A 20,661-nucleotide genomic window follows, 5' to 3' on the forward strand; every position below is an offset into this window, starting at 1 on the left:
TTTCAGAAAAGCGCCTGATTGAAAACCGGGTCGGCAATGCGTTGCCGGCCCACTAGCCAAAGGCTCTGGAATTACCATGTCCGATCGTTTCGAACTCTTCCTCACTTGCCCCAAAGGCCTTGAAGGCCTGCTCATCGAGGAAGCCGTCGGGCTTGGCCTTGAAGAAGCGCGCGAGCACACCTCCGCCGTGCGTGGCATGGCGACCATGGAAACCGCTTATCGCCTGTGCCTCTGGTCGCGTCTGGCCAACCGTGTGTTGCTGGTGCTCAAGCGTTTCCCGATGAAGGACGCCGAAGACCTCTACCACGGCGTGCTCGACATCGACTGGCAGGATCACATGCTCAGCGACGGCACCCTGGCCGTCGAATTCAGCGGCCACGGCTCGGGCATCGACAACACCCACTTCGGCGCGCTGAAAGTCAAAGATGCCATCGTCGACAAACTGCGCACGCCACAGGGTGATCGTCCATCCATCGACAAGCTCAACCCGGACCTGCGCATTCACCTGCGTCTGGATCGCGGCGAAGCGATTCTCTCCCTCGACCTCTCCGGCCACAGCCTGCACCAGCGCGGCTATCGCTTGCAGCAGGGCGCCGCGCCGCTGAAGGAAAACCTCGCGGCGGCAATCCTCATTCGTTCCGGTTGGCCGCGTATTGCTGCCGAGGGCGGCGCGCTGGCTGACCCGATGTGCGGTGTCGGTACGTTTCTCATCGAAGCGGGGATGATCGCCGCCGACATGGCGCCGAACCTGCGTCGCGAGCAGTGGGGCTTTACCGCGTGGCTCGGTCACGTGCCGGCACTGTGGAAAAAACTCCACGAAGAAGCCGTCGAGCGTGCCGCCGCCGGTCTGGCCAAACCGCCGCTGTGGATTCGCGGTTACGAAGCCGATCCACGACTGATTCAGCCAGGCCGCAATAACGTTGAGCGCGCCGGCCTCAGCGAGTGGATCAATATTTACCAGGGCGAAGTGGCGACCTTCGAGCCGCGCCCGGATCAGAACCAGAAAGGTCTGGTCATCTGCAACCCGCCGTACGGCGAGCGTCTCGGTGACGAAGCCAGCCTGCTGTATCTCTACCAGAATCTGGGCGAGCGTCTGCGTCAGGCCTGCCTGAACTGGGAAGCGGCGGTGTTCACCGGCGCCCCGGATCTAGGCAAGCGCATGGGTATCCGCAGCCATAAGCAGTATTCGTTCTGGAACGGCGCGCTGCCGTGCAAACTGCTGCTGATCAAGGTTCTGCCGGATCAGTTCGTCACTGGCGAACGTCGCACCCCGGAACAGCGCCAGGCCGAGCGCGAGCAAACGGCTTACGACCAGACCCCGGACGAGCCGCAAGAGCGCAAGTTCAACAAGAACGGCAACCCGATCAAGCCGACGCCAGCCCCGGCGCCAGTGATCGAACAGCCGCGCCTGAGCGAAGGCGGGCAGATGTTTGCCAATCGCTTGCAGAAAAATCTCAAGGCGATGGGCAAGTGGGTCAAGCGCGAAGGCATCGATTGCTACCGCGTCTATGATGCCGACATGCCGGAATACGCGATGGCCATCGACCTGTACCACGACTGGGTGCACGTTCAGGAATACGCCGCGCCGAAATCCATCGACCCGGAAAAAGCCTCGGCGCGCATGTTCGATGCGCTGGCGGCCATTCCGCAGGCGTTGAACGTCGACAAGAACCGCGTGGTGGTCAAGCGCCGCGAGCGGCAGAGCGGCACCAAGCAGTACGAGCGTCAGGCTGCGCAGGGCAAGTTCGTCGAGGTCAATGAAGGTGGCGTGAAGCTGCTGGTCAACCTCACCGATTACCTCGACACCGGCCTGTTCCTCGATCACCGGCCGATGCGCATGCGCATTCAGAAAGAGGCGGCCGGCAAACGCTTCCTCAATCTGTTTTGCTACACCGCGACCGCCAGCGTGCACGCGGCCAAGGGCGGCGCGCGCAGCACCACCAGCGTCGACCTGTCGAAAACCTATCTGGACTGGGCGCGACGCAACCTGTCGCTGAACGGCTTCTCGGACAAGAATCGTCTGGAGCAGGGTGATGTGATGGCGTGGCTGGAAAGCAGCCGTGACGAATACGACCTGATCTTCATCGACCCGCCGACGTTCTCCAACTCCAAGCGCATGGAAGGCATCTTCGACGTACAGCGCGATCAAGTGCAGTTGATCGACTTGGCGATGGCGCGGCTGGCACCGGGTGGCGTGCTGTATTTCTCCAACAACTTCCGCAAGTTCCAGTTGGAGGAAAACCTCGCCGAGCGTTATGCGGTCGAGGAAATCAGTGCGCAGACCATTGATCCGGATTTCGCCCGCAATACCAAGATCCACCGCGCCTGGAAAATCACGGCTCGTTGACGCTTTCACTGGTTGGATCCACAGAGCCTTGATTTTTAACGGCTCGGTGGATCCAGCGGTGCTGGCTAAATTAGTGGCTAATAGCTATAACTCACACACCGCCAATGGGGTTTTCCCGTGAATCTGGCGGAGTGAGTCGTGCTTATGCCGTTGCACCCCGTGCGCCCGAAAATCCTCGGTTTCATCAGTGAAGACGTCTCAGCCTGGCTGGTCGCTTTGCTGGTGTTGCTTGCCGGCGGGATTCTCACCGGGCTGCTCGCGTGGGGCACCTTCAACCAGTTTCAGCAACAATCGCGTCAGCGCTTTCAACTGCTGGCCAACGAACGCTACAGCCGTATCGCCGAACGTTTTCAGGACCAGGAGCAACGTCTCGATAGTCTGCGCCGGTTCTTCGCCAACTCCGAATCGGTGTCCCGCGCCGAATTCGACGGCTACTCCCGCCCTTTATTGCTGCGCACCCAAGCCTATACCTATGCCCCGAGAGTCAGTGGTGCCGAACGCGCCGCGTTCGAACAGCAGGTGCGTGACGAAGGCCTGAGCAACTTCACCATTCGCGAGCTCGACGCCAATGGCGAGCTGCAACTGGCGGCAGCGCGCGACGCATATGTGCCGGTGCTGTACACCCAGACCCAAAGCCGATTGGCGCCACCACTGGGTTATGACTTGCTCGCCCAACCCTTGCGCCGCGAAACCCTGCAACGCGCCGACCAGCTCGGCAGCATGGCGGTGTCGCAACCGATGCACCTGGTCGGGATTGAGCCGTCCTACGCGCGTGGGGTGTTGCTACTGGCGCCGGTCAGTCGCGCTGGAGAGTCGCAGCCGTTCGGCTATGTGATGGCGGTGATCAGCATGCGCCAGTTGCTCGCCGACGGTTTGCCCGATGCCCTGCACGATTACCTGTCGGTGCGCATTCTCGACCTGTCGACCCAGGATCAGCACGAGGCGCTGTTCGAATCGAGCAACGAGGCGGTGACCGGCGATCTGGCGGCGACGCGCTTGCTGCGCATGGCCGACCACGACTATCAGGTCGATATCCTTCCGAGCGAAGCGTTCATGCAGGCCAACCATTCGTCGGTGGGCAGCGTGATCATTCTTGGCGGCTTGCTCAGCGCATTGCTCAGCGCCTTGCTTTACGTGCTGGTCAGCCAGCGCCAGCGCGCGGTGCGGCTGGTCGAGGTGCGCACCCAGGAATTGCACGAGCGCGAGCAGGAACTGCGCGGCACCCACGGTCAGTTGCGCGGCGTGCTGAATGCCGCCACTCAGGTCGCGATCATCGCCACCGACCTGCGCGGCGTGATCAACACCTTCAACCCCGGCGCCGAGCAAATGCTCGGCTACAGCAGCGCCGAAGTGGTCGGGCGCATGACCCTGGAGAACCTGCATTTACCCCGGGAGCTGGCGGCGCGTTCGGCGGAGCTGAGCGCGCGCTACGGCAAAAGCATTCCGACCTGCCACGCGATGCTGGTCGAGGGCGGCGAAGTCGGCGGTCATGAAGCACGCGAATGGACCCTGGTGCGCAGCGATGGCAGTCATCTGCCGGTGAACATGCTCGCCACGCCGGTGCTTGACGAGCAAGGCCTGTGGGTCGGTCATCTGGCGATCTGCATCGACATCACCGAGCGCAAACGCGTGCACGAAGTGCTGGCAGCACGCGACACGTTGCTGAAGAAGCTCAGCGCCCATGTTCCCGGTGGCATTTACCAATTCAAAATGGAATTCGACGGACGCTTCAGCGTGATCTACGCCAGCGATGGCATCCGCGAGATCTACGAGCTGGAGCCGGATGTGCTGCTGCTCGACTCCGAGGCGATTTTCAGCCGCATTCATCCGCAGGATGCGATTCGCGTGCGCAGCTCGATCCGCGAATCGGCGGAAAACCTCAGCCCGTGGCGCGAGGAATACCGCGTGCAACTGCCTGAACGCGGCCTGCGCTGGGTGCGCGGCGAGGCGACGCCTGAAGAACTGCCGGGCGGCGGGGTGCTGTGGCACGGTTACATCTCGGATATCTCCGATCTCAAGCGCGTGGAAGAAGAATTGCGCGCGTTGTCGATCACCGATTCGCTGACCGGCATTCACAATCGCCGCTATTTCCAGGAACGCCTGACCACCGAAATGGCCCGGGTTGAGCGTGGCGGCGGTGAGTTGTCGGTGATCATGCTCGACATCGACCACTTCAAACGCATCAACGATCAGTTCGGCCACGCCGTCGGCGACCGCGTGCTGCAAGCAGTTTGCGAGCGGATCGGCCATCGCTTGCGCCGCACCGACGTATTCTGCCGTTTGGGCGGCGAAGAATTCATGGTGCTGTGCCCGGACATCGACGGTGAACACGCCTACATGCTGGCGAGGGAATTGTGGGAAGGTTTGCGCGGCGCGCCGGTGGACGTGGTCGGCTTGGTCACCGCGAGTTTCGGCATCGCCAGCTGGCGCCCGGGGGAGGGCGCAGATGCCTTGTTGCTGCGCGCTGACTCAGGGGTCTACGCGGCGAAGCAGAATGGCCGGGATCGGGTTGAGCGGGAGATGTGCTGATTCGAACCTGACACCTGACCCTGTGGGGCAGAGGGGACCTGGCGCTGATTTTCTGTGGGAGCGAGCCTGCTCGCGAAAGCGGTGTGACAGTCACTGAACATGCTTACTGAACCGACGCCTTCGCGAGCAGGCTCGCTCCCACAATTGCACCTGCTGCGCTTACAGCACCGAAGCGGTCTGCGGCAGTTTCGGCTGTTTGTACAGATCCAGCAGCACCTGATCGAGCACCGACGAGGCGCCGAACGGGGCCTTGTCGTTGAGGATCGCTACCACCGCCCAGGTATTGCCGTTCACGTCACGGCTGAAGCCAGCGATCGCGCGCACGGTGTTCAGGGTGCCGGTCTTGACGTGGGCTTCGCCGCGCATCGCCGTGGTTTTCAGGCGTTTGCGCATGGTGCCGTCGGTGCCGGCAATCGGCAGCGAGCTGATGTACTCGGCGGCGTACGGGCTGTGCCAGGCGGCTTGCAGCATGTTGGCCATCTCACGTGCACTGACCCGCTCGGCCCGCGACAGACCGGAGCCATTCTCCATCACCAGATGCGGCGCGGTGATGCCTTTCTTCGCCAGCCACTGACGTACCACGCGCTGCGCTGCCCGGGCGTCGTCACCGTCGGCATCGTTGCGGAAACGCTGGCCAAGGCTGAGGAACAGCTGCTGGGCCATGGTGTTGTTACTGTATTTGTTGATGTCGCGGATGATCTCGGCCAGATCTGGCGAGTACGCGCGGGCGAGCAGTTTGGCGCTGCTCGGCGTCGGTGCCAGACGATCCTTGCCCTGGATGCTGCCACCCAGTTCCTTCCAGATCGCGCGGACGGCGCCAGCGGTGTAGGTCGCGTGGTCGAGCAGCGACAGGTAAGTCTGCGAGCTGCAGCCTTCACCCAACTGGCCGCCGACGGTTACGGTCACGCTGCCATCGGCCTGCGGCACCGGGTTATAGCGCACGCCGCCGGTGCATTGCTTGGACGGCAGCGCCTTGACGGTGTTTTCGATGCGGATGCTGGCAATCGGCGGCTCAACCGAAATCAGTACGCGGCCACCGTCATTGCGCGCAACAAAGCGCAGGGCCTTGAGGTTGACCAGCAATGAGTCGGGTTTGACCAGGAACGGCTTGTTGTCGTCGTTGCCGTCATCGTTGAATTCCGGCAATTGCGGCTGCACGAAGAAGTTGCGGTCGAGGATCAGGTCGCCGGTGATCTGGGTCACGCCGTTGGCGCGCAGGTCGCGCATCAACAGCCAGAGTTTTTCCATGTTCAGCTTCGGGTCACCGCCACCCTTGAGGTAGAGGTTGCCGTTGAGAATGCCGCCGCTCAGGGTGCCATCGGTGTAGAACTCGGTTTTCCACTGATGGTTGGGGCCGAGCATTTCCAGCGCCGCATAAGTGGTGACCAGTTTCATCGTCGAGGCCGGATTGACCGAGACGTCGGCGTTGAACACCGTCGGCGTGCCCGGACCGTCGAGCGGTACCATCACCAGCGACAGCGCAGTGGGCTGCAACTTGCTGGCCTTCAGGGCTTTTTCGACGTTCGGGGTGAGGGAAGTGTTGATGGTGGCAGCGGAGACAGGCAGGGCCAGAGGCAGAAGAAGGCCGGCGAGAAACAGTGGACGCAACGATTTGATCATATGCAATAAAACCCTGCAAAAGAGGGGAAAAAAGACGAGGACATGGATGAAAAGGCCCTCAGTGGTCATGAAAGTGTCGGCATTATGCCCCAAGCTGTAACAGCTTGTGCCGTGTCGCGACCGGCCAATCGCTTATTTTTTTACAGGCGGTCGGCCGCAGCGACCAGAGAGTCGGGCAATCGCTGGCTTAAACTGGTAAAGTGCCGGCCGTTATTACTTAAGAGGATTGTTCCAATGGCGACTAACCGTTCCCAGCGTCTGCGCAAAAAACTGTGCGTAGATGAATTTCAAGAGCTGGGTTTCGAACTGAACCTGGACTTCAAAGAAGACTTGTCCGAAGAAGCCATTGACGCTTTCCTCGAAGCATTCATCAAAGAAGCCATGGCAGCCAACGGTCTGGGTTATGTTGGCGGCGACGACTTCGGTCTGGTATGCCTGCAGAAGCGTGGCTCGGTCAACGAAGAGCAGCGCGCTGCCGTTGAAGCCTGGCTGAAAAACCGCTCCGAGCTGACCAAGTACGAAGTCAGCCCGCTGCTGGATGTGTGGTATCCGGAAAAGCCGATCAACGCGGCCAAGTGATACTGAAAAAAACGGCGACCTGAGGGTCGCCGTTTTTTTTCGTCTGGTGTTTAGGTGATACGGCTTGGATTTGATGGTGGACTCGCCCCTCACCCCAGCCCTCTCCCGAGGGAGAGGGAGCCGATCTGTGGGCTTTTCGGGATGTGAGTTCGACTTGATATCCCTCGTCGGCGTATATCTTCCGAGCACCTTGGTCAGTCCCCTCTCCCTTTGGGAGAGGGTTAGGGTGAGGGGCTTTTGATCTTAAGCTCTGCGCCAATTCAAAATCACCAACGTCAAAACCCCCGCCACGATCCCCCAAAACGCCGAACCAATGGAAAACAGCGTCAGCCCGGACGCCGTGACCATGAAGGTGATCAACGCCGCTTCCCGTTCTTTCACCTCGCTCATGGCAATGCTCAAGCCATTGATGATCGAGCCGAACAGCGCCAGCGCAGCTATCGACAGCACCAGTTCTTTCGGCAACGCGGCAAACAACGCCGCCAACGTGGCACCGAACACCCCGGCAATCCCGTAGAACACCCCGCACCACACCGCTGCGGTGTAACGCTTGTTGCGATCTTCATGGGCATGCGGACCGGTGCAGATCGCCGCGCTGATCGCCGCGAGGTTAATACCGTGTGAGCCGAACGGCGCCAGCAACAGCGAGGCAATGCCGGTGGTGGTGATCAGTGGCGAGGCCGGGACGTTATAGCCATCGGCGCGCAGCACGGCGATGCCGGGCATGTTCTGCGAGGTCATCGCCACCACGAACAGCGGAATGCCGATGCTGATGGTTGCGGCCAGGGAGAAGTGCGGCGTGGTCCAGACCGGGGTGGCCACTTCCAGGTGAAAGCCGCTGAAATCCAGCAGCCCCATGAAGCCCGACAGCGCGGTGCCGATCAGCAGCGCCGCGAGCACCGCATAGCGCGGCGACAGGCGCTTGACCAGCAGATAAGTGAAGAACATCCCCAACACCAGACCGGTACGGTGTTGCGCGGCGACGAAGATTTCGCTGCCGATCTTGAACAGAATCCCTGCCAGCAGAGCTGCCGCCAAAGAGGCCGGGATCTTTTTTACCAGCCGTTCGAAGCTGCCGGTCAGGCCGCAGATCGTCACCAGCACCGCGCACGTGATGTATGCGCCGATCGCCTCGCCGTAACTGACTCCGCCCAGGCTGGTGATCAGCAACGCTGCGCCGGGGGTCGACCAGGCGATGGTGATCGGCGTGCGATAGCGCAGCGACAGGCCGATCGAACACACCGCCATGCCGATAGAAATCGCCCAGATCCACGAAGAAATCTGCCCGCTGCTCAGGCCGGCCGCTTGCCCGGCCTGGAACATCAGCACCAGCGAACTGGTGTAACCGGTCATCATCGCGATGAAACCGGCAACGATGGCGGAAGGCGAAGTGTCGGCCAGAGGGCGCAGGCGGGCGTGGGTGGCGTCGGTCATGACGGCGGTGTTCCTTATACCAATGGAGATGTCCGCCACAACACAGAACCTCTGTGGGAGCGAGCCTGCTCGCGAAAGCGCTATGTCAGTCAACATTCATAGTGAATGTGAAATGGCTTTCGCGAGCAGGCTCGCTCCCACGGGGGATTGCGGTCATGCAGCGGATTCTGCGATCAAGCCTAAACTCAAACCTGACAAACCGTTGCAATACAGCCGCAGGCGCAAATAGCCGTACAGTCGTGTTGCCACCATTCATTGTGTACAATCGCGCTGTTTTTTACGCGATACTTGCCAGCGACCTACTGTGCCGTATTACAGTCACGGTCTATTCGCCGCAGTTTTCCCGACTCGAGTGCCCATGAACGAACAGTTGCAACCCCTCAAGAAACAACCGCGAGCAGGCAAAGCCGGTCGCAGCGGAACCCAGGACGATATTGTCTACGCGCATATCTTCGAGGCCATCCTCGAACAGCGTCTGGCGCCCGGTACCAAGTTGAGCGAAGAGGCGCTGGGGGAAATCTTCGGGGTCAGCCGCACCATCATTCGCCGCGCGCTGTCGCGTCTGGCCCATGAAGGCGTGGTGCTGTTGCGGCCGAATCGTGGCGCCGTGGTCGCCAGCCCGAGTGTTGAAGAAGCGCGTCAAGTGTTCCTCGCCCGCCGTCTGGTCGAGCGTGCGATCACTGAATTGGCCGTGCAGCACGCCACGGCCGAGCAGATCGCCGAATTGCGGCAGATGGTCAACGATGAGCGGGACAGTTTCTCGCGCGGCGATCGCGGTGCCGGTATTCGTCTGTCAGGCGAATTCCACCTGAAACTGGCGGAAGCGGCGATGAACGCACCGTTGATCAGCTTCCAGCGCAGCCTGGTTTCGCAGACCTCGCTGATCATCGCCCAGTATGAAAGCGGCAACCGCTCGCACTGCTCGTACGATGAACACACGCAGTTGATCGACGCCATTGAAAAGCGCGACGGTGAACTGGCGGTGAACCTGATGATGCATCACATGGATCACATCGACAGCAAGCTCAACCTCGACGAGGAAGGCGCGTCGGATGATCTGCATGCGGTGTTCTCGCACTTGTTGCAGACCAAGAAGCCGGGGCGTCCAGCGGCCAAGCTCTAAGCTGAAACCGAGTCGCGGCTTTCGCGAGCAGGCTCGCTCCCACAGGGGAATGCATTTCAAAGGTGGGAGCGAGCCTGCTCGCGAAGACAACCTGACCGGTAACAAAAATCCTCCGTGGTAAACACCACCGGGGATGATCGTTCCCACGCTCTGCGTGGGAACGCCTCTAGGGACGCTCCGCGTCCAGTGACGCGGAGCGTCACGGGCTGCATTCCCACGCAGAGCGTGGGAACGATCAGTGCGAAGAGGTTAGCGCTGATGCACCAGCGCCCCCGCAGCGTAAGTCTGCTGCACCGTCCGGTCATCGCCCAAGGTCATCAACACAAACAATGTCTCGGCAATGTTATTCGACTGCTTTAAGCGATAACTCAGCAGCGGCGTGGCGTTGTAATCCAGTACCAGGAAGTCGGCATCGGAGCCCGGTTGCAGATTGCCGATCCTGTCTTCCAGACGCAGCGCCCGCGCGCCACCCAGCGTCGCCAGGTACAGCGACTTGAACGGGCTCAACCGCGCGCCTTGCAGCTGCATCACCTTGTAGGCTTCGTTGAGGGTTTGCAGCAGGGAGAAACTGGTGCCGCCGCCGACGTCGGTGCCGAGGCCGACATTGAGCTTGTGCTTCTCGGCCATCGGCAAATTGAACAGGCCGCTGCCGAGGAACAGGTTCGAGGTCGGGCAGAACGAGATCGCCGAGCCGGTTTCTGCCAGTCGCGCGCATTCTTCGTCACACAAGTGCACGCCGTGGGCAAACACCGAGCGTTCGCCGAGCAACTGGTAGTGATCGTAGACGTCGAGGTAGCCCTTGCGCTCCGGAAACAGCTCTTTGACCCACTCGATTTCCTTGAGGTTTTCGCTGATGTGGGTCTGCATGTACAGATCCGGATATTCCGTGAGCAGTTGCCCGGCGAGGGTCAGTTGTTCCGGGGTGCTGGTGGGGGCGAAGCGCGGCGTCACCGCATAGTGCAAACGGCCCTTGCCGTGCCAGCGCTCGATCAGCGCCTTGCTGTCGACGTAGCTGGATTCAGCGGTATCGACCAGATAATCCGGGGCATTGCGGTCCATCATCACCTTGCCGGCGATCATGCGCAGGTCGAGCTTCTCGGCCGCCTCGAAAAACGAATTCACCGATTGCGGATGCACGCTGCCGAACACCAGCGCCGTGGTGGTGCCGTTGCGCAGCAGTTCCTTGATGAAAATATCGGCCACTTCGTCGGCGTGGGCCTTGTCGCCAAACTGGCTTTCGCAGGGGAACGTGTAGGTGTTCAGCCAGTCGAGCAGTTGCTCGCCATAGGAGCCGACCATGCCGGTCTGCGGCAGGTGAATGTGCGTATCGATAAAGCCGGGGGTGATCAGCGCATCCTGATAATGGTTGATCTCGATATCCGCCGGCAGGGTTGGCAGCAGTTCGCTGGCGTGGCCGAGGGCGCTGATCTTGCCGTCGTCGACCACCAGCAGGCCATCCTCGAAATATTCATACGAGGCTTCGATGCCGACTTCGGCAGGGTCGGCGATGCTGTGCAGGATGGCGGCTCGGTAGGCTTTGCGAGTCAGAGGCATGAGGGTTCTCTAATCAGTTTGAGGCTTTGAGTTTGGCGGCCTGACTGCGGCGCGAAGCGGGCAGCAGTCGGGCAATCGGTTCGGCGCGGGCGCTGTGCTGGCCGAAATTGGCGTTGTAAGTGGCGATGATTTCGCCGGCGATGGAGATGGCGATTTCCACAGGCAGTTTGCCTTTGACTTCGCCGATGCCCATCGGGCAGCGCATGCGCTGCACCACGCTCGGGTCGAAACCACGATCGCGCAGACGGTGTTCGAATTTGGCGCGTTTGGTTTTCGAGCCGATCAGGCCGAACCAGGTGAAATCGTTGCGCTTGAGAATCGCGGCGGTCAGTTCCAGATCGAGCTGATGGTTGTGGGTCATGACGATGCAGTAGCTGCCGGCGGGCAGGTCATCGACTTCATCCACCGGCTCTTCGCTGACGATTTTACGCACGCCGTGGGGGATGTGTTCAGGGAACTCGGCCTCGCGCGAATCGATCCAGCGCACCCGGCAGGGCAGGCTGGCCAGCAGCGGCACGAGGGCGCGACCAACATGGCCGGCACCGAACACGGCAATCTGCGCCTGGACCTGGCCCATCGGTTCGAACAGCAACACCGTGGCGCCGCCGCAGCACTGGCCGAGACTGGCACCGAGGCTGAAGCGCTCCAGATGGGTGTCCTGCTTGCCGCTGGCGAGCATCTCGCGGGCGATCTGCATGGCTTTGAATTCCAGATGCCCGCCACCGATGGTGTCGAACAGGCGGTCGGCACTGACGACCATTTTCGAGCCGGCGTTGCGTGGCGTCGAACCGAGTTCTTCGATGATCGTCACCAGCACACAGGGCTCGCCCTGATTCTGCAGGTCGGCGAGGGCGTCGATCCAGTTGTACATGTTCACCTCGACATCTTCGTTGTCTGTGCCGGCCTCTTCGCGAGCAGGCTCGCTCCCACATTGGCAATGCATTCCAAATGTGGGAGCGAGCCTGCTCGCGAATGGCCGCGCCTCGGTCCTAGAGCGGAGCCAGCTCGGTTTCAGCTTCGACAGCCTTCACCGCTTTGAGCTGGCGCATCTGCTCGCAGCCCCACAACACCCGCTCCGGCGTGGCCGGGGCGTCGATTTTCGGTTGATGCTGATAATCACCGAGGCTCGCCACCGCGTCCTTGATTGCGCACCACGCGGCGATCCCGAGCATGAATGGTGGTTCACCGACGGCTTTGGAATGGAACACCGTGTCTTCCGGGTTCTTGCGGTTTTCCACCAGTTTCACCCGCAGATCCAGCGGCATGTCCGCCACCGCCGGGATCTTGTAGCTGGCCGGGCCGTTGGTCATCAGCTTGCCCTTGTTGTTCCAGACCAGCTCTTCCATGGTCAGCCAGCCCATGCCCTGGACGAAACCGCCCTCGACCTGACCGATGTCGATCGACGGGTTCAGCGAGGCGCCGACGTCATGCAGGATGTCGGTGCGCAGCATCTTGTACTCGCCGGTCAGGGTGTCGACGATCACTTCGCAGCAGGCTGCGCCAAAGGCGAAGTAATAGAACGGACGCCCACGGGCCTGACTGCGGTCGTAATAGATTTTCGGGGTCTTGTAGAAGCCGGTGCTGGACAGCGAGACCTGATTGAAATACGCCTGCTGGATCAGCGCTTCGAAGGTCAGGATCTGCTCGCGCACCCGCACGTGGCCGTTGCGGAATTCGACGTCTTCTTCGCTGACCCTGTAGTGCCGCGCGGCGAATTCGACCAAGCGTTGCTTGATGGTCTGTGCTGCGTTCTGCGCGGCTTTGCCGTTCAGGTCGGCGCCGCTGGAAGCAGCGGTCGGCGAGGTGTTTGGCACCTTGTCGGTATTGGTCGCGGTGATCTGCACACGATCGATTTCGACCTGGAACACTTCCGCCACGACCTGGGCGACTTTGGTATTCAGGCCCTGACCCATTTCCGTACCGCCGTGGTTCAAGTGGATGCTGCCGTCGGTGTAGATGTGGATCAGCGCACCGGCCTGATTGAGGAAACTGGCGGTGAAGGAAATGCCGAATTTCACCGGAGTCAGCGCCAGGCCTTTTTTCAGGATCGGGCTGTTGGCGTTGTAGCGACGGATCGCTTCGCGGCGCTCGGCGTACTGGCTGCTTTCTTCCAGTTCGGCGGTCATCTCTTCGAGCATGTTGTGCTCGACGGTCTGGTAGTAGTGGGTGACGTTGCGCTCGGTCTTGCCGTAGTAGTTGGCCTTGCGCACCGCCAGCGGGTCGAGCTTCAGGTGCCGGGCAATCGCGTCCATCACTTCCTCGATGGCGACCATGCCTTGCGGGCCGCCGAAGCCGCGATAAGCAGTGTTCGACGCGGTGTTGGTCTTGCAGCGGTGACCGTTGATGGTCGCATCGCCGAGATAGTAGGAGTTGTCCGAGTGGAACATCGCCCGGTCAACGATCGAGGCGGACAGGTCTGGCGAGCAGCCGCAGTTGCCGGCCAGCTCCATGTTGATCCCGTGCAGACGGCCGCTGCTGTTGAAGCCGACGTCGTATTCAACGTAGAACGGGTGGCGCTTGCCGGTCATCAGCATGTCTTCGACACGCGGCAGGCGCATCTTGGTCGGTTGGCCGGTGAGGTGCGCGACCACTGCGCACAGGCACGCCGGGCTCGCGGCCTGGGTTTCCTTGCCACCAAAACCACCGCCCATGCGGCGCATGTCGACGACGATTTTGTTCATCGACACGTCGAGCACTTCGGCGACCAGTTTCTGCACTTCGGTCGGGTTCTGCGTCGAGCAGTAGACGATCATGCCGCCGTCTTCAGTAGGCATCACCGAGGAGATCTGTGTCTCCAGATAGAAGTGCTCCTGGCCGCCGATGTGCAGCGTGCCCTGAATACGGTGTTCAGCCGTGGCCAGCGCCGAAGCCGAGTCGCCGCGCTGATGGGTGTGGCTGTCGAGCACGAAATGGCGCTTGCGCAGGGCTTCGACGACGTCGAGCACCGGTTCCAGATCTTCGTATTCGATGATCGCCGCCATCGCTGCCTTGCGCGCGGTTTCCAGATCTTTCGCCGCGACTGCCAGCACTGGCTGGCCGACGAACTGCACGTCATCGATGGCCAGCAGCGGGTCACCCGGCATCAGCGGGCCGATGTCCTTCAGGCCCGGCACGTCTTCGTGGGTGATGACAATGCGCACGCCTTCGAAGGCGTAGCACGGCGACGTGTCGATGCTGAGGATTTTCGCGTGGGCACGGTCCGACAGGCGCGCATACAGGTGCAATTGGTTGGGAAATTCCAGCCGATCATCGATGTACTGCGCTTCACCGGACACATGCTTGGCGGCGCTGTCGTGCTTGACGCTGCGGCCGACACCGGTGGTCAGATCCTTGGCGAACAATTCGGCCAATTCAGCCTGGGTCTTCTCTACGGCGTGATGGTTAGACATAAGCGGTCACCCGAGTCTCGATGTGCGGTGTTTGCAGTTCGATGAAGTATTTGCGCAGCAGGTTCTGCGCGCTGAGCAGGCGATATTCCTTGCTGGCGCGGAAGTCCGAGAGTGGCGTGAAGTCTTCGGCCAGCGCGGCGCAGGCGCGTTCGATCACGGCGTTGTTGAACGGCTGACCGAGCAGCACGGCTTCGCAATGCGCGGCGCGTTTCGGAATCGCCGCCATGCCGCCGAAGGCCACCCGGGCGTCGCTGATCACGCCGTTTTCCACACGCAGATTGAACGCAGCACAGACGGCGGAGATGTCGTCGTCCAGACGCTTCGACACTTTATAGGCGCGGAACAGCTGCTCGGCGCTGGCGCGCGGGACGATGATTTTTTCGATGAACTCGCTTTCCTGCCGCGCCGTGACGCGATAGTCGATGAAGTAATCTTCCAGGTTCAAGGTGCGGCGGGTTTCGCCTTTGCACAGCACGATCTGCGCGCCGAGGGCGATCAGCAGCGGTGGCGAGTCACCGATCGGCGATGCGTTGCCGATGTTGCCGCCGAGGGTGCCTTGATTGCGGATCTGCAACGAGGCGAAGCGGTGCAGCAATTCGCCGAAGTCCGGGTACTCGGCATTCAACGCCTCGTAGCAGTCGGAAAGGGCGGTGGCGGCGCCGATTTCGATGCGGTCATCGAAGGTTTCGATGCGCTTCATTTCGGCGACGTTGCCGACGTAGATCATCACCGGCAGGGTGCGGTGGAACTGGGTGACTTCCAGCGCCAGATCGGTGCCGCCGGCGAGCAGCCGCGCTTGCGGATAAGCGTCGTAGAGGTCGGCCAGATCGGCCACGGTCAGCGGCACCAGGCAGCGTTTGTCGCCGCTGTTGAGTTCACCGATATCGGTCGGCGCGATAGCCTTGAGGCGGGCGATGGTTTCGGCTTCGCGGGCGTCGAACTGATCCGCTGGCTTGCCGAGGCAGGATTGTTCGGCTGCGGCGAGAATAGGCCGGTAGCCGGTGCAGCGGCAGAGGTTGCCGGCCAGCGCTTCGTGGGCCTTGGCCTGATCCGGCGCATCGCTGTTCTTTTGCAGGGCGAACAACGACATCACAAAACCGGGGGTGCAGAAACCGCACTGCGAACCGTGGCACTCGACCATGGCTTTCTGCACGCTGTGCAGTTCGCCCTTGTGCTTGAGGTCTTCGACGCTGATCAGTTGTTTGCCGTGCAACGACGAAACGAAGGTCAGGCACGAGTTGAGGCTGCGATAGCGAATATGTTCACGCCCGGTGTCATCGGTCTGCAACTCGCCAACCACCACGGTGCAGGCGCCGCAGTCGCCGCTGGCGCAACCTTCTTTGGTGCCGGGCTTGCCCACATGTTCACGCAGGTAATTGAGCACAGTCAGATTCGGGTCCAGGGCGTGCTCGCTACGGAGTTCCTGGTTAAGTAAAAACTGGATCACGGAAGGCCTCGCAGACTCATTATTGTTGTTAACCGACGTGAACCGAATTTAGCAGGTCTGACTTTTCGGTCAATGGTTTTCTGACTTAAAGGTCAGGAAAATCCGTTTCGTCGATCAACAGCGTGTCTATTCAGTATTGACCTTCATCGGTCACCGCGCTTTTTTGCGGGATTCGTGCCAAAAACCGCTGAGTGGGCACTCCGCCATGACCGCGCATTTGCGCTACACTGCGCCGCTTGTGCAGATCGATAGAGTTTGAAGGACAACCATGACGTTCAAGGCGCCGGACAGCCTCGCCGAGCAAATCGCTCACCACCTCGCCGAACGCATCATTCGTGGCGAAATGAAGCCAGGAGAGCGCATCCAGGAGCAGAAGGTCACGCTGGCGCTCAACGTCAGCCGCGGTTCGGTCCGCGAAGCCTTGCTGATCCTCGAGCGCCGTCACCTGATCGCGATCCTGCCGCGTCGTGGCGCCCACGTTACCGAGCTGACGCCGCACAAGGTGCAGAGCCTGTGCACGCTGATGAGCGAGCTGTACATCCTGCTCGGCAATTCCGTGGCCAATGGCTGGCAAGTGCAGTCGGACATGGCGCCGTTCGTGCAGATCCAGCAGCGCCTGACCGCCAATTACGAACGCGGCGATATCCGCAGCTTCGTCGATGACAGCTTCGCGGTGATGCGCGCCGCCTATCCGTTTGCCAACAATCCGTACCTGCAAGAAACCGTCGAGAACCTCCAGCCGGCGATGAGCCGCGCGTATTTCCTCGCCCTCGAACAGCGCAAGGCGGAAATGAGCGAATTCCTCGAACTGTTCGAACGCTTGCTCGCCGCCGTACTCGCCCGTGATTTGCCGCAGATCCGCATCGTGCTCACGGCGTATGCCCAGCGCAGCTGCGATCTGGTGGTGTCTGCGCTGACGGTTGCCTGAGCGTGCGGCTGAAGTGCATCAAACTGGCGGGGTTCAAATCCTTCGTCGACCCGACCACGGTGAACTTCCCCAGTAACATGGCGGCGGTCGTCGGGCCGAACGGTTGCGGCAAGTCGAACATCATCGACGCCGTGCGCTGGGTGATGGGCGAAAGTTCGGCGAAGAACCTCCGTGGCGAGTCGATGACCGATGTCATCTTCAATGGCTCGACCAGCCGCAAACCGGTGAGCCAGGCCAGTATCGAGCTGGTGTTCGACAACTCCGACGGCACGCTGCTCGGCGAATACGCCGCCTACGCGGAAATTTCCATCCGCCGCAAAGTCACCCGCGACAGCCAGACCACCTATTACCTCAACGGCACCAAATGCCGTCGGCGCGACATCACCGATATTTTCCTCGGCACCGGCCTCGGTCCGCGCAGCTACTCGATCATCGAACAGGGGATGATCTCCAAGCTGATCGAATCCAAGCCCGAAGACCTGCGTAACTTCATCGAGGAAGCCGCCGGCATCTCGAAATATAAAGAGCGCCGCCGCGAGACCGAGAACCGCATCCGCCGCACCCACGAAAACCTCGCCCGCCTCACCGACCTGCGCGAAGAACTGGAGCGCCAGCTCGAACGACTGCACCGTCAGGCCGAGGCGGCGAAAAAGTATCAGGAACTCAAGGCCGAAGAGCGTCAGCTCAAGGCGCAACTGTCGGCGCTGCGCTGGCAGGACCTCAACGAGCAGGTCGGCCAGCGCGAGTCGATCATCGGCAACCAGGAAGTCAGCTTCGAAGCGCTGGTCGCTGAACAGCGTAACGCTGACGCCGCCATCGAACGCCTGCGTGACGGTCACCACGACCTGTCCGAACGCTTCAATCTGGTGCAGGGCCGCTTCTATTCGGTCGGCGGCGACATCGCCCGGGTCGAGCAGAGCATCCAGCACGGCCAGCAGCGTTTGCGTCAGTTGCAGGACGATCTGAAAGAAGCCGAGCGCGCGCGTCTGGAAACCGAATCGCACCTGGGCCACGACCGCACGTTGCTGCTGACCCTCGGCGAAGAACTGGACATGCTCACCCCCGAGCAGGAAGTCACCAGCGCCGCCGCCGAGGAAGCCGCCGCTGCGCTTGAAGAAGCCGAAACCACCATGCACGGCTGGCAGGAGCAGTGGGATGCTTTCAACCTGACCGCTGCCGAACCGCGCCGTCAGGCTGAAGTCCAGCAGTCGCGGATTCAGCAGCTGGAAAGCAGCATGGAGCGTCTGGCCGATCGGCAGAAACGCCTCGCCGAAGAACGTGCGTTGCTGTCCGCCGACCCGGAAGACGCGGCGATCATGGCGCTCAACGAGCAGCTCGCCGAGTCCGAAGCGACCCTCGAAGATTTGCAGACCAGCGAAGAAGCACAGGTCGAAAAGCTCGAACAACTGCGTCAGGAATTGCAGCAGGCGCTGAGCGCGCAGCAGGAGGCGCAGGGCGATCTGCAGCGGCTCAATGGGCGTCTGGCGTCGCTGGAAGCCTTGCAGCAGGCCGCGCTCGATCCGGGCACCGGCACCGCCGAATGGTTGAAGGAACACAATCTCGCCGAGCGTCCGCGTCTGGCCGAAGGCCTGAAGGTCGAGGCCGGTTGGGAGCTGGCGGTGGAAACCGTGCTTGGTGCCGATCTGCAAGCGGTGCTGGTCGACGATTTCAGCGGCTTCGATCTGTCCGGTTTCACCCAAGGCGATTTGCGCCTGCTCAGCCCGGCCAGCGATGGCGTGCGGGTGGCGGGCAGTCTGCTGGACAAAGTCGAGGCGCAGATCGATCTGTCGCCGTGGCTCGGCCAGGTCAAACCGGTCGACAGCCTTGAACAGGCGCTGGCCTTGCGTGGCCAGTTGAGCGCCGGGCAAAGCCTGATCAGTCGCGATGGCTATTGGGTCGGTCGGCACTTCTTGCGTGTACGTCGCGCCAGCGAAGCGGAAAGCGGCATGCTCGCCCGTGGCCAGGAAATCGAAGACCTGCAACTGGAGCGTGAAGAGCGCGAAGCCACTGTCGAGGCCATGGAAACCCGCCTGCAAACCCTGCGCGCGCAACAGCGCCAGCAGGAAAACGGCCGCGAACATCTGCGCCGCTTGCTGCAGGACGAAGCGCGCCAGCAAGGCGAACTGAAAGCGCAGTTGTCTGCTGGTAAGGCCAAAGCCGAACAGCTGACATTGCGCCGCACCCGTCTCGATGAAGAACTGGTCGAACTCGCCGAACAGCGCGAGCTTGAGCACGAACAGGTCGGCGAAGCGCGCATGAATTTGCAGGAAGCGCTGGATTCCATGGCGCTCGACACCGAGCAGCGCGAGTTGCTGCTGGCCCAACGCGACAGCCTGCGCGAGCGCCTTGATCGCGTGCGTCAGGAAGCGCGGCAGCACAAGGATCATGCCCACCAATTGGCCGTGCGTCTCGGCTCGTTGCGTGCTCAGCACGACTCCACGCGGCAGGCGCTGGAACGTCTGGAAATGCAGGCCGAGCGTCTGACTGAAAAACGCGAGCAGTTGAGCCTGAATCTGGAGGAGGGCGAGGCGCCGCTGGAAGAGCTGCGCCTCAAGCTCGAAGAGTTGCTCGACAAGCGCATGACCGTCGATGAAGAACTCAAGACTGCGCAGATCGCCCTGGAAGACGCCGATCGTGAATTGCGCGACGCGGAAAAACGCCGCACCCAGGCCGAACAGCAATCGCAGCTGATTCGCGGCCAGCTCGAACAACAGCGCATGGAATGGCAGGCGCTGACCGTACGGCGCAAGGCTTTGCAGGATCAATTGCTCGAAGATGGCTACGATCTCAATGGCGTGCTCGCCACATTGACCGCACAAGCCAGTGAACGCGAAGCCGAAGAAGAACTCGAACGCATCAACGCGCGAATTCAGCGCCTGGGTGCGATCAACCTCGCGGCCATCGATGAATACACGCAACAATCGGAGCGTAAACGTTATCTGGATGCGCAGGACGCCGATCTGGTCGAGGCGCTGGAGACGCTGGAAAACGTCATCCGCAAGATCGACAAGGAAACCCGCAACCGTTTCAAAGATACCTTTGATCAGATCAACGGTGGTTTGCAGGCACTTTTCCCGAAAGTTTTCGGTGGCGGGCGCGCGTATTTGGAACTGACGGGCGAAGATCTACTCGATACAGGGGTGACGATCATGGCGCAGCCGCCCGGGAAGAAGAACAGCACCATCCATTTGCTCTCCGGCGGCGAAAAAGCCCTGACTGCACTGGCCCTGGTTTTTGCCATCTTCAAGTTGAACCCGGCGCCGTTCTGCATGCTCGATGAGGTTGACGCGCCACTGGATGACGCTAACGTTGGACGCTACGCACGCTTGGTCAAAGAGATGTCGCAGACCGTGCAGTTCATCTACATCACCCACAACAAGATCGCCATGGAAATGGCCGAGCAGTTGATGGGTGTGACGATGCATGAGCCGGGCTGCTCGCGACTGGTGGCGGTGGATGTCGAGGAGGCGATGGCGATGGTGGACGCCTGAGTCGGTGTGGTGTCGGAATAGTTTTGGAGGTCTGTAGGACTTTTTACTGACATCGGCCGGATGGCCAATCGACATATTCGCGCAAGCCAAATGAGACAGACGGTGTAAAGTTGTCTTTGGTCGTGCTAGTTTAATGTCAATTTTTCGTATACGTGGGCAAAACGCCTGTCAGAACATAGAGTTGGCGCCACGTTTTAAAGCGGTTTACGCAGTGTAAACC

At 61.1% G+C, this 20,661-nt stretch carries 12 protein-coding genes; 6 read left to right on the top strand and 6 right to left on the bottom strand.

Features of this window, described 5'->3' with window-relative positions; genetic code table 11:
• Nucleotides 1–76 precede the first annotated feature (76 nt).
• Entirely contained in the window at nt 77–2,347 is a 2,271-nt protein-coding gene (rlmKL, locus tag ASG55_RS05230; protein WP_056784176.1) for a bifunctional 23S rRNA (guanine(2069)-N(7))-methyltransferase RlmK/23S rRNA (guanine(2445)-N(2))-methyltransferase RlmL, read from the top strand.
• Nucleotides 2,348–2,491: 144 nt separating this feature from the next.
• A complete protein-coding gene (locus ASG55_RS05235) occupies nt 2,492–4,876 on the top strand; it encodes a sensor domain-containing diguanylate cyclase (RefSeq protein WP_056784179.1) in 2,385 nt (794 codons plus the stop codon).
• Nucleotides 4,877–5,035: 159 nt separating this feature from the next.
• Here ASG55_RS05235 and dacB read toward each other — a convergent pair whose 3' ends face one another.
• Nucleotides 5,036–6,496 carry a D-alanyl-D-alanine carboxypeptidase/D-alanyl-D-alanine endopeptidase gene (gene dacB, locus ASG55_RS05240; protein ID WP_056784182.1) on the bottom strand — a complete coding sequence of 487 codons (1,461 nt, stop codon included), beginning with the start codon at nt 6,494–6,496 and terminating at the stop codon, nt 5,036–5,038.
• 234 nt (nt 6,497–6,730) lie between these two features.
• On the opposite strand from dacB, the gene ASG55_RS05245 reads away from it, so the two are divergent.
• A complete protein-coding gene (locus ASG55_RS05245; protein WP_056784184.1) occupies nt 6,731–7,075 on the top strand; it encodes a YggL family protein in 345 nt (114 codons plus the stop codon).
• Nucleotides 7,076–7,318: 243 nt separating this feature from the next.
• Here the strand turns inward: ASG55_RS05245 and ASG55_RS05250 are convergent, their stop codons facing one another.
• Nucleotides 7,319–8,509: a benzoate/H(+) symporter BenE family transporter gene (locus tag ASG55_RS05250; protein WP_056784186.1), complete on the bottom strand. Its 1,191-nt coding sequence runs from the start codon at nt 8,507–8,509 to the stop codon at nt 7,319–7,321.
• Between the two features lie 358 nt (nt 8,510–8,867).
• Between ASG55_RS05250 and ASG55_RS05255 the strand changes: the two genes are divergently transcribed.
• Nucleotides 8,868–9,632, top strand: coding sequence for a GntR family transcriptional regulator (locus ASG55_RS05255; RefSeq protein WP_007918375.1), 765 nt, complete (start codon nt 8,868–8,870; stop codon nt 9,630–9,632).
• 249 nt (nt 9,633–9,881) lie between these two features.
• Here the strand turns inward: ASG55_RS05255 and guaD are convergent, their stop codons facing one another.
• The 4 genes from guaD to xdhA form a co-directional block, all read right to left on the bottom strand.
• Nucleotides 9,882–11,186 carry a guanine deaminase gene (gene guaD, locus ASG55_RS05260; protein ID WP_056784189.1) on the bottom strand — a complete coding sequence of 435 codons (1,305 nt, stop codon included), beginning with the start codon at nt 11,184–11,186 and terminating at the stop codon, nt 9,882–9,884.
• Nucleotides 11,187–11,199: 13 nt separating this feature from the next.
• Nucleotides 11,200–12,057, bottom strand: coding sequence for a xanthine dehydrogenase accessory protein XdhC (gene xdhC, locus ASG55_RS05265; RefSeq protein WP_024012316.1), 858 nt, complete (start codon nt 12,055–12,057; stop codon nt 11,200–11,202).
• A 118-nt stretch (nt 12,058–12,175) separates the two neighbouring features.
• Nucleotides 12,176–14,575 carry a xanthine dehydrogenase molybdopterin binding subunit gene (xdhB, locus tag ASG55_RS05270; protein ID WP_056784191.1) on the bottom strand — a complete coding sequence of 800 codons (2,400 nt, stop codon included), beginning with the start codon at nt 14,573–14,575 and terminating at the stop codon, nt 12,176–12,178.
• Nucleotides 14,568–16,022 (bottom strand): xanthine dehydrogenase small subunit, encoded by a 1,455-nt coding sequence (xdhA, locus tag ASG55_RS05275; protein ID WP_056784194.1) that lies wholly within the window; start codon nt 16,020–16,022, stop codon nt 14,568–14,570. The genes xdhB and xdhA overlap by 8 nt, the downstream gene beginning before the upstream one ends.
• A gap of 268 nt (nt 16,023–16,290) precedes the next feature.
• On the opposite strand from xdhA, the gene ASG55_RS05280 reads away from it, so the two are divergent.
• Nucleotides 16,291–16,950 carry a GntR family transcriptional regulator gene (locus tag ASG55_RS05280; protein ID WP_039763015.1) on the top strand — a complete coding sequence of 220 codons (660 nt, stop codon included), beginning with the start codon at nt 16,291–16,293 and terminating at the stop codon, nt 16,948–16,950.
• A gap of 2 nt (nt 16,951–16,952) precedes the next feature.
• Nucleotides 16,953–20,441, top strand: coding sequence for a chromosome segregation protein SMC (gene smc, locus ASG55_RS05285; RefSeq protein WP_056784198.1), 3,489 nt, complete (start codon nt 16,953–16,955; stop codon nt 20,439–20,441).
• Nucleotides 20,442–20,661: the final 220 nt, after the last annotated feature.

Source organism: Pseudomonas sp. Leaf434 (genome assembly GCF_001425545.1).
In the GTDB taxonomy this organism is placed as follows: Bacteria; Pseudomonadota; Gammaproteobacteria; order Pseudomonadales; family Pseudomonadaceae; genus Aquipseudomonas; species Aquipseudomonas siliginis.